The sequence below is a fragment of the Fodinicurvata halophila genome (genome assembly GCF_042651425.1).
Lineage (GTDB): Bacteria > Pseudomonadota > Alphaproteobacteria > Kiloniellales > DSM-21159 > Fodinicurvata > Fodinicurvata halophila.
In genome coordinates this window covers 57,578-72,546 of sequence record NZ_JBHSCW010000005.1, presented here as the reverse complement: position 1 = coordinate 72,546, position 14,969 = coordinate 57,578, and the positions used below count along the sequence as shown (strand labels likewise).

13 protein-coding genes are annotated in these 14,969 nt (G+C 61.9%); 5 read left to right on the top strand and 8 right to left on the bottom strand.

What is annotated here, in order from left to right:
• The first annotated feature begins 52 nt into the window (after positions 1 to 52).
• Positions 53 to 1,474 (top strand): amidase, encoded by a 1,422-nt coding sequence (locus ACFOW6_RS10995; protein ID WP_382422419.1) that lies wholly within the window; start codon positions 53 to 55, stop codon positions 1,472 to 1,474.
• Between the two features lie 81 nt (positions 1,475 to 1,555).
• On the opposite strand, the gene ACFOW6_RS10990 is transcribed toward ACFOW6_RS10995, so the two are convergent.
• From ACFOW6_RS10990 to ACFOW6_RS10960, 7 genes are all read right to left on the bottom strand, one after another.
• Positions 1,556 to 2,785, bottom strand: coding sequence for a metal-dependent hydrolase family protein (locus tag ACFOW6_RS10990; protein ID WP_382422418.1), 1,230 nt, complete (start codon positions 2,783 to 2,785; stop codon positions 1,556 to 1,558).
• 26 nt (positions 2,786 to 2,811) lie between these two features.
• The gene (locus ACFOW6_RS10985) at positions 2,812 to 3,306 is read right to left on the bottom strand and encodes a GAF domain-containing protein (RefSeq protein WP_382422417.1); all 495 of its coding nucleotides are present in this window, start codon (positions 3,304 to 3,306) and stop codon (positions 2,812 to 2,814) included.
• On the bottom strand, positions 3,303 to 4,613 hold the full coding sequence (locus tag ACFOW6_RS10980; protein WP_382422416.1) for a TRAP transporter large permease: 1,311 nt from the start codon (positions 4,611 to 4,613) through the stop codon (positions 3,303 to 3,305). Before ACFOW6_RS10980 ends, ACFOW6_RS10985 begins: the two co-directional genes overlap by 4 nt.
• Positions 4,614 to 4,618: 5 nt before the next feature.
• A complete protein-coding gene (locus tag ACFOW6_RS10975; RefSeq protein ID WP_382422415.1) occupies positions 4,619 to 5,182 on the bottom strand; it encodes a TRAP transporter small permease subunit in 564 nt (187 codons plus the stop codon).
• 82 nt (positions 5,183 to 5,264) lie between these two features.
• Positions 5,265 to 6,263 (bottom strand): TRAP transporter substrate-binding protein, encoded by a 999-nt coding sequence (locus tag ACFOW6_RS10970; protein WP_382422414.1) that lies wholly within the window; start codon positions 6,261 to 6,263, stop codon positions 5,265 to 5,267.
• Positions 6,264 to 6,356: 93 nt separating this feature from the next.
• Positions 6,357 to 8,078 carry a hydantoinase B/oxoprolinase family protein gene (locus tag ACFOW6_RS10965; protein ID WP_382422413.1) on the bottom strand — a complete coding sequence of 574 codons (1,722 nt, stop codon included), beginning with the start codon at positions 8,076 to 8,078 and terminating at the stop codon, positions 6,357 to 6,359.
• A complete protein-coding gene (locus tag ACFOW6_RS10960) occupies positions 8,075 to 10,150 on the bottom strand; it encodes a hydantoinase/oxoprolinase family protein (protein WP_382422412.1) in 2,076 nt (691 codons plus the stop codon). Before ACFOW6_RS10960 ends, ACFOW6_RS10965 begins: the two co-directional genes overlap by 4 nt.
• 150 nt (positions 10,151 to 10,300) lie before the next feature.
• On the opposite strand from ACFOW6_RS10960, the gene ACFOW6_RS10955 reads away from it, so the two are divergent.
• The 4 genes from ACFOW6_RS10955 (at position 10,301) to ACFOW6_RS10940 (ending at position 13,816) form a co-directional block, all read left to right on the top strand.
• Positions 10,301 to 11,068 (top strand): GntR family transcriptional regulator, encoded by a 768-nt coding sequence (locus ACFOW6_RS10955; RefSeq protein ID WP_382422411.1) that lies wholly within the window; start codon positions 10,301 to 10,303, stop codon positions 11,066 to 11,068.
• Between the two features lie 140 nt (positions 11,069 to 11,208).
• Positions 11,209 to 12,588: an aminotransferase class III-fold pyridoxal phosphate-dependent enzyme gene (locus ACFOW6_RS10950; RefSeq protein WP_382422410.1), complete on the top strand. Its 1,380-nt coding sequence runs from the start codon at positions 11,209 to 11,211 to the stop codon at positions 12,586 to 12,588.
• On the top strand, positions 12,575 to 13,297 hold the full coding sequence (locus tag ACFOW6_RS10945) for a haloacid dehalogenase type II (RefSeq protein WP_382422409.1): 723 nt from the start codon (positions 12,575 to 12,577) through the stop codon (positions 13,295 to 13,297). The genes ACFOW6_RS10950 and ACFOW6_RS10945 overlap by 14 nt, the downstream gene beginning before the upstream one ends.
• A 21-nt stretch (positions 13,298 to 13,318) precedes the next feature.
• The gene (locus ACFOW6_RS10940) at positions 13,319 to 13,816 is read left to right on the top strand and encodes an Lrp/AsnC family transcriptional regulator (RefSeq protein WP_382422408.1); all 498 of its coding nucleotides are present in this window, start codon (positions 13,319 to 13,321) and stop codon (positions 13,814 to 13,816) included.
• 12 nt (positions 13,817 to 13,828) lie between these two features.
• Here the strand turns inward: ACFOW6_RS10940 and ACFOW6_RS10935 are convergent, their stop codons facing one another.
• Entirely contained in the window at positions 13,829 to 14,917 is a 1,089-nt protein-coding gene (locus ACFOW6_RS10935) for a DUF3541 domain-containing protein (protein WP_382422407.1), read from the bottom strand.
• Between the last annotated feature and the right edge of the window lie 52 nt (positions 14,918 to 14,969).

Sequence of the window (14,969 nt, the reverse complement as noted above, 5' to 3'; positions counted from 1 at the left end):
TGCATGAGACTGTCAAGCATCTGGCATATCAGAAATATTGGTGAGGATAGACATGACCGGCCTGCCCGCAGACCCCATCGCGCCCCTGGGCCTCGACGGCTTTGCCGCCCGTTTCCGAGAGGGGGATATCACGTCCGAAGAGGTGACACGCGCTTACCTGGAACGCATTGCCGCGCTCGATCCGAAGCTCGGCGCCTATCAGTACATCGCCGCCGAACAGGCGCTGAGAACCGCCCGGGCCATGGACCAGCTGCGCGAGGCCGGTGTCGACCTGGGTCCGCTCATGGGCGTGCCCGTGGCCGTGAAGGACCTGCTGGTGGTCGATGACATGCCCACCACCGGCGGCTCGAAGCTGGCGCTCCAGGATCTGATGGGGGACGAGGAAGGGCCTTTCGTCCAGGCCCTGAAGCGGGCCGGCTGCGTCATCCTCGGCAAGACCAAGATGGTGGAGTTCGCCCTGGGCATCACCGGCGTCTCCGAAAGCCGAGGGACGCCGTGGAATCCCTGGGACCCGGAAACCCATCGCCTGCCAGGAGGGTCCAGCTCCGGCTCCGGTGTGGCCACCGCAGCCGGGCTCTGTGCCTTCTCCATCGGCTCGGACACGGGGGGATCCGTTCGGGTCCCGGCCGCCCTCAATGGCCTGTTCGGTCTCAAGACCACATTCGGTCTGTGGCCCAACGAGGGCGGCCTGTCCCTGGCGCCACACCTGGACACACTGGGACTGCTGACCCGTTCGGCAAGCGACGCCGCCATTGCCTTTGCCGCGATCAACCAGGCACTGGGCCTGCCCGAGAATGATGCACGCCATCATCAGGCAGAGCCTGCCCGACTACAGGCCCTGAAGCTCGGGCGACCGCGAAACTATTTCTTCGACGATCTCGAACCGGATATCGCCACGGCAACGGACCAGGCCCTGGACAGCCTTTCACGCGTCGGCGCCACCTTCGAGGAATTGGATGTTCCCGAAGCTCCCGAGCGCGAGGACTATTTCCCCGTCTCTCTGCCCGTCTCTTTGGTGGCCAGCCTGGGGCGCGAACGCTTCGAGGCCAACAAGCACCTTATTGACCCCGTGATTGCCGGACGGATGGAGAGTGCTCTTGCCGTCATGGCCATCGATCACGTGGCTTTGGACAATCGGCGCGAGCAGAGCATCGCCAGTGCCTGGGACCGCTTCGCCGGCCTGGATGCCTGGATCAGTCCGACCACGGCTTCGACCGCCCTGCCGGTGTCCGACCTGAGCGATCCCAAGACAGGCCTGGCCTTCGCGCTCAGCATGACCCGCAACACCCAGCCCGGTAACTATCTGGAACTCTGCGCCGCCACCATCCCTCTTCCCGTCGATTCTGGAAAACTGCCGATCGGTTTTCAGGTCATGTGTCCCGGAGGCTCGGAAGCCGAGCTTCTGGCCATGTGCCTTTCCCTCGAGGAGGTGTTCGGACGCGCGGGGCAGCCACCCCTGGAAGAACAGGCCTGAGGCACGGACGGAGTCCTCGCCGCTCTATCCCGGGCCTGGCCTTTCGTGACCCGAAGGGCCTGGCCGCAAAGCGTCTTCAGCCTATTGCAGCTCGTTCTTGTAGAACTTGCCTTCCTTGATCACGGCCTTCAGGCGATTGCCCGGATCGGTCAGGACATTGATATCATCTAGCGGGTTGCCATCGACCACCAGGAGGTCGGCCCGCGCATCTTCGCGCACCACACCGAACTCCCCTTCGCGCTGCAGAGCCTCGGCAGCCGTACAGGTAGCCGAACGGATCAGGTCGGCGGCCGGCATGATGCCCTTGCGAAGGTCGAACTCGCCCAGCTGGTAACGGTGCATCTGCCCCAGCAGGTCCGTGCCGAAAACCGTCTTCACGCCGGCATTGTAAGCCATGTCCAGAGCCGACAGACCGTACTCGACCACTTCGAAGACCTTGGCCTGGAGTTCCGCCGGCATCCCGGCTTCCTTGCCTTCCTTCGCGATCGCGTTGTAGGTCGACAGGGTCGGTGTCAGGTAACCACCGTGTTTCTTGAACAGTTCGCAACTCTCGGCATCCATCAGGTTGCCGTGCTCGATGGTCCGCACGCCACGTGTCAGAAGCCGATTGATGGCACGGGCCGTGTAGGCATGGGCCATGACATAGATGTTGGCAGCGGTGGCTTCCTCCACGATGGCATCGATTTCCTCGAGGGAGAACTGCGTACTGTCGATCCGGTCCGTCGGCGAGGACACGCCGCCGGACGCCATGATCTTGATGTGGGTGGCGCCCTTGCGGATCTCGTCGCGCGCCGCACGCCTCACCTCGGGCACGCCGTCGCAGATACGCCCCAGGCCGGCACAGCAGAAACACTCGTCCAGGGCATTTTCCCCACGGCCACGCACATCACCGTGGCCACCGGTCTGGGACAGGGCCTGGCCGCAGAAGAGAACACGCGGACCGATGATCGCGTCCTCGTCCACGGCGTGGGCCAGGCCGTAATCGGCGCCGCCCCCATCGCGAACCGTCGTGAAACCACGCATCAGCATGCCGTTCAATATGTCGGTGGACCGTCCCGCCACATAGAACGGCGAGAGCTTCTTCAACAGCGCAAAATCCGGCGTGATGGCCGTAACATGCACGTGGGCATCGCAAAGCCCGGGCATCAGTGTGCGGCCACGCAGATCCACCGTCTCGGCCGTGCTGTCCTTCAACGGGGTCTCCGAAATCTCCGCAATCTGACCGTCGCGCAGCAGGACATGGCGCTCGCCAAGCAGCTCACCAGCCTCGGTATCCAGAACGTTGGCGTTCGCCAGGATCGTCGCTGTCATTTTCTCCATCTCTCCCAAATCAAGACTCAACTCTGTGCATCGTGTCTCAGCTGCAGGTAGGCCGGTAGCAACAGGGCCGTATAGGGGGCCGCGGCCTCGAGGTCCGCCTCGCTGTAACGGCCCTCGCCTTCCTGGAGCAGGCTGAGCACGCCAAGAACTTCACCGTTCCAGACCAGGGGGCGATTGAGGATGCAGCCCAGCCCCAGGCTGGCGATCAACTCGTGATCGGGAAAGGCCCAGCGGATGTCGGCGACCGTGCGTCCCAGATAGGCTTCCCCACTGTGCAGCACGCGCGCGCCCCACTCGGTCGGCCCCATCAACTTGCGTCCCTGCAGCGGAAAGTCCTCGGGCCGGCTGCTGTAGAGGCGTTCCACCTCGCCGCTTTCGGGATGATAGGCCAAAAGCGTGAAAAGCTGATGTCCGAAGCGACCCTGCAGGACCCGGTCCGCAGTTTCGAAAAGCGCGCCGGGCTGACCGGGATGGGCCGTCGCCAATGCCAGTTCGTTCAACAGATCACTCATCCGAACAATACCTCAGGCAGCCAGAGGGCGATCTCCGGGAAGATCGTGATAATCACCACGGACAGGCACATCAGCAGGAAGAACGGGAACGCCGCCAGGGCCACCTTGCCGATGGGATGGCCCGTCAGCCCCTGGATGACGAAGAGGTTGAAGCCGATAGGCGGTGTTACCTGCGCCAATTCGGTCATGAGCACCAGATAGACACCGAACCAAACCGGATCGAAGCCGGCCATCGTGACCAGCGGCAGGGTAATTGGAAGGCTCATGACAATGATCGATATCCCGTCAAGGAACAGGCCCAGCATGACGTAGAACAGCGACAGGATAAGGATCAGGGCAATCGGCGAGAGATTCATGCCCGTTATTGCCTCGGCCAGGTTCCGCGGAATGCCGAGATAGCCCATCGCTGTCGACAGAAAGGCTGCAGCAATCAGGATGCTGCAGACCATGCAGGAGGTGCGCAGGGCGCCCTTCAATGACTCCAGGAAGATTTCCAGGGTCAACTGGCGCAGGGCAAGGGTGACCAGCACGGCGCCGGCAACGCCAACGGCTGCTGCTTCAGACGGCGTTGCGATACCGGAATAGATCGACCCCAGCACGATAATGACGAGAAAGAAGACCGGGAGCAGATTGACCACTCCGTAAAGCCGGTCACGCAAACTGTACCTCTCCGCGCCACGCGGCGATTTCGAAGGGTCAAGGCCTGCACGGATCATGATGTATGTGGAATAGACGGCCGCCACCAGAAGCCCGGGCAGGATGCCGGCCGCAAACAGGCGCGAAATGGAAACCTCGGCCAGAATCCCGTATATGATCATGACGATGGATGGCGGGATGAGCAGGCCCAGACTGCCGGCACCGGCAAGGGACCCGATGCTGAGGTTGGAATCATAGCCCCGGCGACTCAGTTCGCCGGTTGTGATCTTGCCCACCGTAGCCGTGGTTGCCGTACTGGACCCACTGACGGCAGCGAAGAGCGTACATCCCATGATATTGGTATGCAGGAGACGGCCGGGAATGAAATCCACCAGTGGGGAAAGCCCCCGGAACAGGCGATCCGAGAGGTCGGTGCGAAAGATGATCTCGCCCATCCAGATGAACATCGGAATGGCTGCGAGCTCCCAGGCCGAGGAATAGCTGTAGATGATATTGGTGGCGATGATCCCGATGCGCTCGAGGGGCATCCCCTCTAACAGGACCAGCCCGCCGACACTCACCAGGAACAAGCCGGAGAAGATCCAGAACCCCAGCCCCAGGAACAGGACGACAAGCAGAAGGATTACCAGACCCGCGATCAGAGCTTCCATCTGTATTACTCCTTCGCGCGCGTATCTGAGGTTGCAGGACTATCATCCTGGCCCTGGTATGTCTGGGCATAGGGAACCGCCTGTTCCGCTGGCCCGAAGATCATGCGCAGCAGATAGGCAAGCATCTGCAGCCAGAAGATCAGGAGCCCCAGGAGAACAAGCCCTTCCGGAATCCAGATGGGCACCTCGGCGATCGAACTGCTGACGGTCCCGCGCTCCCAATTGCGCTCGAAACGGATCCAGAAGAACCAGGCAAAGTAGGTCAGCAGCAGAAGCGTTCCGGTCGCCGCCAGAATCTCGAGGCCACGTCGCACCCACCCGTGTACACGCGAGAGCAGTATGTTCACGCGAATAAGGGCACCATGCTCGAGGGCATATCCGAGAGAGAAGAAGGTCACGGCAGCCACGCCGTAGCCCACGAACTCGTCAAGTACATAGGTCGACGTAGAGAAGAAGGCCCGCAGGACAATCTCCAGCAGGATATGCAGTACCATGGCAACCAGCAGGGCCCCAGCAATTGCGGCCGCCCCGCGTGATAGGCCGAAGATGGCGATCTGCAGAAAGCGCATCACCGGGCTCCCGTATCATCACGCAAAAAAGGGGAGCGGCTCTCCTGAGAGGAGAGCCGCTCTCGCCATACAGAAGTGGAGCTTATTCTTCCAAGCGAGCTTCGTAGGCTTCGAGAATCTCCTCGCCACGATCATCCATTTCGGATCTCCATTCCTCGATCGCCGGCTGGGCCGCCTCGTTCAGGCTGTTCAGATACTCGTCAGAAACATCCTCGATCACCGTCATGCCCTGATCGCGCATCTTGGCATAGTTTTCCTGCTGACGGCGGGGCAGCACCCACCAGCCATAGGCCTCGCCAGCCGCGGAAGCCTTATCGAGCATGTCCTTCTGCTCGTCACTGAGAGACTCGTAAGTATCCCGGTTCATGTGCATCACCTGCAGCGGACTGGCATAGTTCACCTCTGTGAAGTGGGACTGATTCTCCCAGAGGCTGGCCGAAGCCCCGCCATCGGCAGAGGTCAGCACGCCGTCGATGCCCCCTGTGCTCAACTGCGGCACCACATCGGCCCAGCTCAGCTGGATGGGATCGGCACCGGCCTCGCGCAAGGTCACCGTTCCGCTGGAGTCATAGGTGCGGATGCGGGTGTCCTCGAGCGCGTCCATGGAATCCAGCGCCTTGTTGCCCCACAGGCCACTTGGCGGCCAGGGTGTCGCATAGAGGAAGACCTGATTGTTCTCCTGCAGCACCTCTTTGTAATAGGGCTTGGCCACCTGATAGAGGTCCCAGACCTGTTCCGGCGTGGACGCCAGGAACGGCAGGGACGACAGCAGGAACAGTTCGTCAATGCCGGCCCACGGCCCAATGAAACTGCTGGCCAGCGGCAGGGCACCGTCACCGACCGCATCGAACTGGTCCGCAGACTTGTAGCCCAGCGAAGCGCCGTGATGCAGGTTGATCTCGATATCGCCGCCTGACAGCCGTTCAAGCGTATCGGCAAAGATCTCGGCGGACTGGCCATGGACGGAACCTGCCGGATACTCGTTGGCCAGGTCCAGGGACATGCTCTGCGCTGCAGCCTGCTGTGCTCCCAGTGTCAGGGCCCCCACAGCCAGCAGGGAAGTAAGTGTCTTGGTGCTCATTTTATGAAGCTCCCTTTCGGTCTCAGCTTTGGGTTTGCGCATTTTTTGAATAGCTTTCTTCTGACCTCGTAAAATCCGCAATCAAAATCCGGATCAGTTGTCTGCCTTAACAGGTTCGCCATAGTGGCGTTTGATGTACTCGGGCGTGAACTTGCCGCTGGCCAAGTCCTCGCGGACCTGTTCTCTGGCCCGTTCACTCGGTGCACCATAACCTCCACTGCCTGGAGTCTCCACCACAAGTGTCTCTTGACGGGTCACTTTGATCGCGGCCGGCTTGACATCCAGCAGTGTGGCGTCCCCGCTTCCGCTGATATGCTGGAAGCGTCCACTCATGCCCGGCTGCCCGCCGAATACGCCCCACGGCTGATGCCGGAAGCGCTCGCCGGCACCATTGAAGATGCAGTCATGGTCCACGGGCCGAATGACCCGGCGCAGTCCCAGGCCACCGCGATAGCGGCCGGCACCACCGGAATCCTCGACGAAGCCATAGCTTTCCACCCGCAAGGGATACTCGGTCTCGATCGCTTCGATGGGCAGGTTCGAGGTGTTGGTGATATGCACCTGAACCCCGTCCTTGCCATCGCGGTCCGCACGGCCGCCGAAACCACCCCCCAATGTCTCGAAATAAAGGTAGTGCCGGTTCGTGCGCGGATCGATGCCGGCGAAGACGGCCGTGGTATTGGCCCCGTTGGCAGCCCCCACCACACGCTCTGGCAATGCCTCGGTCAGTGCCCCGATAATGACATCGATTACCCGTTGCGAGGTGTTGGCGCGGGCCGCCACCGGCGCCGGGAAGGTACAGTGCACAAGGGTGCCTTCCTTCGTAAGGATCTCGCAGCAGTCCAGGACGCCCTGATTGTTCGGGATCTCGGGATCGAGCAGTGCCTTCAGGGCATAGACCACGGCTGCCTGCGTGGCATTGTGCGGCAGATTGATGTTGCCGGCCACCTGCGGTGCCGTCTCCCGGAAGTCGAAGGTCAACTCTCCGTTCTTCGCCGTAATGGTCAGACGGATGGGAATGTCGAACGTGCCCACACCGTCGTCGTCCATGACATCCTCGAAGGAATAGGTGCCGTCGGGAATCTCCTTCAGCACGTCGCGCATGCGGTATTCGGTACGGCTCACGATCTCGTCGAAGACCGCATTGAGCGTTTCGCAGGAATAGCGCCCGGCGATCTCCTTCATGCGCCGCACACCCAACCGGCAGGCCGCGATCTGAGCGTAGTAGTCGCCCCGCCGTTCCTCGGGAATGCGCACGTTCAGCAGCATCAGGTCAAAGAGGTCGCGCTGCAGCTCGCCCTTACGGAACAGCCGGACCAGGGGAATACGCAGTCCCTCCTGATAGATCTCGGACATGCCGCCGGCCATGGACCCAGGCGCCATGCCGCCCACGTCGGCATGATGGGCGATATTACAGATGAAGCCCAGCAGCTCCCCATCGACGAAGACGGGTTCGGCCAGGTTGATGTCCGGCAGGTGCGTGCCGCCCGCCACATGAGGATCGTTGGCAACAAAGACGTCGCCTTCCTCGATCTCGGACAGGTCATACTTCTTCAGCAGGGTGTTCATCAGCCCCGTCATCGAAGCAATGTGTATGGGCAAGGACTGGTCCGCCTGCACAATCAGCCGGCCTGCCTTGTCGCAGAAGGCCGTGGAGTGATCGTGCCGCTCCTTGATATTGGTCGAGTAGGCACTGCGCATGAGAGCCGCAAACATCTCGTCCGTCACCGAGCGCAAGGCATTGGAGATGATCTCCAGGGTGATGGGGTCCAGCTCTCGACGCGTACTCTCCGAAGCAAGGCTGAGTGCGGTCATTGGGCAAGCTCCAGGATCAGGCTGAGACTCTCGTCGACCCTGGCGACATCGCCGGGATAGACAAGCGTGGTGGCATCGAACTGGTCGATCACGGCCGGCCCCTCGATGCGGCAGCCGGGTGCCAGGTCGACACGGCGATAGATCGGCGTGCTGTCTGCCTCATCCGCTTCGAACCAGACCGGACGACGCTCTACCGGTTCGGGCCTCTGCGAAGCGTTTTCCGGCGCCTGCGGTGTCGGCAGGGACGGCAACTCTCCGCGCGCGGTCATGCGCAGATTGACCGCCTCCACGGCATCATCGGGATTGTGGAAGCCATAGTTGGCCTCATGCGCCCGGAAAAAGGCCGCATGCAATGCCTCGCTGCCGGGCAGCTTCGGGCTGGACTCGTCGATGTCCAACGGCACGCGCAGCTCGAAATTCTGTCCGATGTAGCGCATGTCCAGGCTGATCTGAAGGCGCCTTTGGGCGGGATCAACCTGTTCGTGATCGAACCAGAGATGCGCCTCCTCGACCAGGTCATCCAGGCTGGCCTGCAACGAGGACAAGCTTTCGGGCGTCAGCGCAACACGGTGGCTGCGCACGAAATCCTCCTTCAGGTCAGCGACCACCAGTCCCTGGGCACAGAGTATGCCGGGCGAGAAGGGCACCAGCACTTCGCGAATGCCAAGCGCCCGGGCCACGGCATTGGCATGCAGCGGACCGGCGCCGCCGAAGGGCATCAAGGTACAGTCGCGCGGATCATGACCGCGTTCCACGGAAATGGCCCGGATGGCGCGCATCATGTTGGCGGTGACAATACCCAGGATTCCCTGGGCCGTCTTCTCGACGGTAAAACCCATCTGCTCGGCCAGCGGACGGATTGCCTCGCGCGAGGCGTCGACATCCAGGGTCATCGCCCCATCCAGCAGGCCACGGACGGACAGGCGGCCAAGAACGGCATTGGCATCGGTCACCGTGGGCTCGGTACCACCGCGACCATAACAGGCCGGCCCCGGAACGGCGCCGGCACTCAGCGGCCCGACCTTGAGCAGGCCGTCGCGGTCGAACCAGGCAATCGAGCCGCCGCCGGCGCCGACGGTATTGATGTCCACCATGGGCAGTCGCACGGGGAAACCGGCCACGTCCCGCTCGAAGGACAGATCGGTTTCATGATTGCGAATCAGGGCGACATCCGCACTGGTGCCACCCATGTCCAGCGTGATGATATCGGGGCGATCCGCTAGCTCCGCCACATGGATGGCACCCATGGCACCGGCGGCCGGGCCAGACAGGGCCGTACGGATCGGGAAGGAACGGGCCCGTTCGATGGACATCAGGCCGCCGCTCGACTGATTGATGCCGACATGTGCATCCGGGGAAAGGCGTGCCAGCTCGCTTTCCAGATGGCTCATGTAACTGTTCAGGACCGGCTGCAGATAGGTGTTCAGCAACGTGGTGGAAAAACGCTCGAATTCACGGAATTCGGGCTGCACCTCACTGGACAGCGAAATGGCTACATCGGGCAGGCGCGCACGCAGAATCTCGCCGATACGCTGCTCGTGCTCGGCATTGGCATAGGCGAACAGCAAGCAGACGGCACAGGCCTGGGCTCCGATATCCCGGATCTGCTCCACCAGCGCATCGATCTCGGACTCGTCCAGCGGCGTAACGACCTCCCCGGCCGCGCCGATGCGCTCCGTGATCTCGAAGCGGTGTTCCCGCTTTGCCAGAGGGGGTGGATAGTCGGCTTTCAGGTCGTACATCCTCGGGCGGACCTGTCGGCCGATCTCCAGAAGGTCCCGAAAGCCACGCGTGGTGACGACCGCAACAGTGCCACCCTTGCGCTGGATCAGGGCATTGGTGGCAACGGTCGTGCCGTGAGCAAGACGCGTCACCGCCTCCAGCGGCACGGCACCACTCTGGCCTAGATGTTCGAGGCCTGCGATAATGGCCTTTGCGGGATTGTCGGGGGTGGAGGGCGTCTTGTGCACCCGAATTGTCTTGCTGGATCGCTCGAAGGCATAGAAGTCCGTGAAGGTACCACCGACATCCACACCAACGACCCAATCCGTGGCGGCCTCGTCCATCTCCATGCGGGAAGGTTACCCTTTGTTATGGTGCTCTCGCGATTTGTTGCGGTGAGCATATACTTCAAGTATACACGACGTCAAGAAACCCTGTCACTGGACGCAAGGCTTTGATTCTCCGATTATCCGGACGCCATATGCTTGGGAGGAAAGGATTTGGATAGCAAGGAGAAGAACGCAGATACCGAGGGGAAGAACAACGGTGGCCCCTCACTGGGGGGCGCAGAGCGGGCCTACACGGAAATCCGTCGGCGCATACTCAGTCTTGAGTTCCCGCCGGGCATGGAACTCGAGGAAGGCCAGCTGGTGGCCCTCCTGCATCTCTCCCGGACACCCGTTCGCGAGGCCCTGATCCGCCTGGCCTCCGAAGGGCTCGTCACGATACAGCGCGGCCGCGGCGCACGCGTCGCGCCACTGGATCTGGCAAACCTCCGCAGCTTTTTCGAGGCGCTGGACCTGATTCAGCGGGCCATCACGAAGCTTGCCGCCATTCGCCACCAACCCGACGACCTGACCCAGATCGAGAAGGAGCTGAAGAGCTTCGAGGTCCATGCGGCGGACGAGGCCAGCCTCGACCTCACGGAAGCCAACCATCGCTTCCACCTCGCCATTGCGGCGGCGGCACGCAACCCCTTCCTGGAGCACGCCTACAACCGCGTGATGTGCGAGGGCCTGCGCATCATCCGCGTCTGCTTCAGCGAGCACTATAGCGAGATTCCCCCGCTCAAGCCCCATCTGGAGCGCACGGCCGACGATCATCGCCAGATTTTCGAAGCCATCCGCAATCGCGATGCGGAAAAAGCAGAGGAACTGGCTGGCGAGCACAACACGCTCTTCCGCAACCGCGTTTCCCAGACCCTGGCCGCCCTGTCGCCCACCACCCGCAGCATTCACGCAAGCGAGTTGTCGGACGAATCGATCTAGACCTGGCGCCGCCTCGCACGGCAGGAGTTGCGGGGGACGAATGGAGAAAGAACAGAGATTGCGCTCCCGCAGTCCAACTTCGGCAGGCTGTTCTGCCATGAGGCCCTAGACTGGGCATGCATCACAGAAAGAGGTTTTCCATGCTGTCCAATTCCCTGATCGAACTCGACCGGGAGCATCTGGTCCACCCCGTCATCTCCTGGCGCGGCCACGAGGAAACCGGAGCCACCGTACTGGAGAAGGCCCAGGGGGTCTTCGTCACTGACAGCGCAGGCCATGAGTCGCTGGATGCCTTTGCCGGTCTCTGGTGTGTCAATGTCGGCTACGGTCACGAAAGCATCGTCGAGGTCGCCGCCGAACAGATGCGACGCCTGCCCTATGCCACAGGCTATTTCCACTTCTCCAGCGAACCCGCCATTCGCCTGGCAACACGCCTGGCCGAGTTGGCTCCGGGCGACCTGAATCATGCCTTCTTTACCCTCGGCGGGTCCGATGCTGTGGATTCCGCCGTCAAGCTGGTGCGCGCCTATTACAACTTCACCGACCAGCCGGAGAAGAAGCACTTCATCTCGCTCAAGCGCGGTTATCACGGCTCTTCCTCGGTCGGCTCGGGCCTGACCGCCCTGCCCGTCTTCCACGAGGGCTTCGACCTGCCCCTGCCCTGGCAGCATTACATCTCGTCTCCCTACCCCTATCGCCATCCTGAAGGGGAGGATCCGGAGAGGGTCATCCGGGACAGCGTCGCCGAGCTGGAGTCGAAGGTTGCGGAACTCGGCGCCGACAAGGTCGCCGCCTTCATCGCCGAGCCGATCCAGGGATCGGGCGGCGTCATCGTGCCCCCGACAGGTTGGCTCAAGGCCATGCGCGACGCCTGCCACCGTCTGGATATCCTCTTCATCGCCGACGAAGTGATCACGGGCTTCGGGCGTACCGGCCCCATGTTTGCCTGCGAGGGCGAAGAGATCACCCCGGACATCATGACACTGGCCAAGGGGCTGACCGCCGGCTATTCGCCCATGGGCGCGGTCCTGCTGTCGGAGCCCTTCTATCGGACCATCGCCGATAACGCGAAGGCAAACGCACCTGTCGGCCACGGCTTCACCTATTCCGGTCATCCCGTCAGTGCGGCCGTGGGCCTGGAAGTCCTGCGGCTCTACACCGAGGGCGGCATTCTCGCCAATGGGCAGCGCAGTGCCGAGCGCTTTTCACAGCGTTTGGGGGAACTGGCCGAACACCCCCTGGTCGGCGATGTCCGCTCCCGCGGACTGCTGGCAGGTATCGAACTGGTCACCGACAAGACCGAGAAGACAAAACCGCCCCAGGAACTGGGCATCGCCAAGCACCTGGCAAAGCACGGCTATGCCAACGGCGTGATCTTCCGGGCCTTTGCCGACGACGTCATCGGGCTGGCCCCGCCGCTGTCCATCACACTGGACGAGGTGGACCTCATGGCCGAACGCCTGACCAAGACCCTCAACGACATCCTGGACATACCGGAGGTAAGAGATGCGATTGACTGACTTCAAGGTACTCACGTTCGACTGCTACGGCACCCTTGTCGACTGGGAAAGCGCCATGGTGGCCGGCACCAAGCCACTGGTCGACCGGATGGAGAAAAAACCCAGCCGCAACGAGATCCTGGAGGCACACGCCTTTCACGAATCCCATGCGCAGAAACAGACGCCGGCCAAGAAGTATCCGGAGCTGCTGGCCGTGGTTTATAAGCGCCTGGCCGAGGAATGGGGTCTGAGCGTCTCCTGGGACGAGTGCATGGCCTATGGAAACTCGTGTCCCGACTGGCCGACCTTCGAGGACAGCGCCGGTGCCCTGCAGTACCTGAAGCGCCACTACAAGCTGGTCATCCTGTCCAATGTCGACAACACCTCCTTCGAGGGCGCGCGGCGCAAACTGCAGGTCGATTTCGATGCCATCTACACCGCCGAAGACATGGGCTCCTACAAGCCCAACCAGCGCAACTTCGACTACATGCTGGAGCAGCTGGGTCGACTCGGCATCGAGAAGAAGGACATCCTGCATACGGCGGAAAGCATGTTCCACGACCATGTTCCCGCCGACAACAACGACCTGACGTCCTGCTGGATCTACCGCCGGCACGACCAGGAGGGTTTCGGCGCCACCATGAACCCGGGCAAGATGCCCAGCTGCGCGTTCACTTTCAACAGCATGGCGGACATGGTGAAGGCCCATCAGGAGGAGCTTCGAGGCTGAGTTCCCGCCTCTCCTGACGCCATGAGCCGGACCGGAAAACTCGACCGCATCGACCTGAATATCCTGGTGCAGCTCCAGGAGAACGGACGCATGACCAACGCTGCGCTCGCCGATGCGGTCGGGCTGTCCCAGAGCCCTTGCCTGCAGCGCGTCAAACGGCTGGAGTCCGCAGGCTACATTTCCGGCTACGGCGCGCAGATCGCCCTGCAACGCCTGGCCGACTGCATCACCGTCTTCACCGAAGTGACCCTGCGCGACCACCGGCGCGAGGATTTCGTGCGCTTCGAGGCCGGTATCCGCCAGGTTCCCGAACTCATGGAATGCCATCTGGTCAGCGGCGGCTACGACTACCTTCTGAAGTTCGTGGCCCGCAGCGTTGCGGACTACCAGCAGCTCATGGAAAGCCTGCTGGACCGCAAGATCGGGATCGAGAAGTACTTCAGCTATATCGTCATCAAGTCGCCGATCACCCGCCACGCCCTGCCCCTGGACCATCTGGTCGGCGAGGAAACCAGCTGACCCACGTTTGGATCACTGCGAACGTCGGGGAATCAGCCCGGACAAGTCCGGGCCGTCATGGAGCTGCTCGGGCCAACAGAACAGCATGATCGCCAGGACATTGCGGTGCTCGCCGGCAGCGAGGCTCCCTGTTTTGCCCGTCTCGGATGGGATCATGCGTGCCTCGGGATCGTAGACACCTCTGAGTTCCTGCCGGATGCGTTCCACCGCTGCATGATCCTCCTCTCCGGCCAGCAGGAAGCTGAGAGCCACCTCGGTATAGATGTCCTCCTTCGTTCTTCGCAGGATGGACTCCAGGTTCTTCTCGAAATCCTCGAGGACCCAGTCGAACTCCCGGCGTTCGACAGGCTGCTGGTAGTAACGGCTGGCAGCGATGACAAAGTGTGTCATTCCATAGATCTTGTTGCGGTATTCAGCCCGGGAGAGCGCGCCGTCTCGCGCGGGCGGATAAAGGTCCCGGAAGGCGGCGAGCACTGGCCCACGCAGATCCGATACGCCGAGTTCATGCAGGTAATAGAGCTGATTGGCAACCTGTGGTGCATAGACCCGGATCACATCGGGATCGCTCAGGAAGGATCGGAAATCCACCGAGGCCAGATAGGCCAGTGCACGCTCGTAATCGGGCAGGAAAGTCTCGTTCAGCAGACCGTAGTATCTCGCCTGGACCAAACGAAACGCCAGGTTCTTGGCATAGGCGATCTCGCCCCATTCACCCAGCATCTTCTTGCGTGCGCGCTGTTTCTCCGTGCGCGAAGCATAGTCCTCCACGACGTCTCGGCTTTGCCTCAGGGCATAGCCCGGCAGCTTCAACCCGGCGATATCGACACGCAGCTCGCCCAGAAGGCGCCTGGCATAGCGCAGGTTCCAGGGAAGATAGTCCGGGTCGCCTGTGATCCGGTAGAGTCGCTGCGTATAATGCCTCTGCTTGCTGAGAGATAAGGTCTCGAGGTTGGTTTCATAGAGAGTCCGGATTTCCTGCCCTGTCCTGTCGCAGGAAGCTGGCGGCGCGGCAATTGTCCCGGAAGCGGACAGCCACAGAGAGAACGCCAGAACCACTATCAGGAAAAGCCGAGTTCGACGATGGGATGGTGGCGCCTGCATTGGACTCTTCCGATGAGTAAGGCTATGGACGCAGGGAACTCAAAGGCAGGAT

What these genes read in the sequence shown, in the direction of transcription:
- ACFOW6_RS10995 (WP_382422419.1), top strand. Translation starts at nt 53, where the DNA reads ATGACCGGCCTGCCCGCAGACCCCATCGCGCCCCTGGGCCTCGACGGC.
- ACFOW6_RS10990 (WP_382422418.1), bottom strand. Translation starts at nt 2,785, where the DNA reads ATGACAGCGACGATCCTGGCGAACGCCAACGTTCTGGATACCGAGGCT.
- ACFOW6_RS10985 (WP_382422417.1), bottom strand. Translation starts at nt 3,306, where the DNA reads ATGAGTGATCTGTTGAACGAACTGGCATTGGCGACGGCCCATCCCGGT.
- ACFOW6_RS10980 (WP_382422416.1), bottom strand. Translation starts at nt 4,613, where the DNA reads ATGGAAGCTCTGATCGCGGGTCTGGTAATCCTTCTGCTTGTCGTCCTG.
- ACFOW6_RS10975 (WP_382422415.1), bottom strand. Translation starts at nt 5,182, where the DNA reads ATGCGCTTTCTGCAGATCGCCATCTTCGGCCTATCACGCGGGGCGGCC.
- ACFOW6_RS10970 (WP_382422414.1), bottom strand. Translation starts at nt 6,263, where the DNA reads ATGAGCACCAAGACACTTACTTCCCTGCTGGCTGTGGGGGCCCTGACA.
- ACFOW6_RS10965 (WP_382422413.1), bottom strand. Translation starts at nt 8,078, where the DNA reads ATGACCGCACTCAGCCTTGCTTCGGAGAGTACGCGTCGAGAGCTGGAC.
- ACFOW6_RS10960 (WP_382422412.1), bottom strand. Translation starts at nt 10,150, where the DNA reads ATGGAGATGGACGAGGCCGCCACGGATTGGGTCGTTGGTGTGGATGTC.
- ACFOW6_RS10950 (WP_382422410.1), top strand. Translation starts at nt 11,209, where the DNA reads ATGCTGTCCAATTCCCTGATCGAACTCGACCGGGAGCATCTGGTCCAC.
- ACFOW6_RS10945 (WP_382422409.1), top strand. Translation starts at nt 12,575, where the DNA reads ATGCGATTGACTGACTTCAAGGTACTCACGTTCGACTGCTACGGCACC.
- ACFOW6_RS10940 (WP_382422408.1), top strand. Translation starts at nt 13,319, where the DNA reads ATGAGCCGGACCGGAAAACTCGACCGCATCGACCTGAATATCCTGGTG.
- ACFOW6_RS10935 (WP_382422407.1), bottom strand. Translation starts at nt 14,917, where the DNA reads ATGCAGGCGCCACCATCCCATCGTCGAACTCGGCTTTTCCTGATAGTG.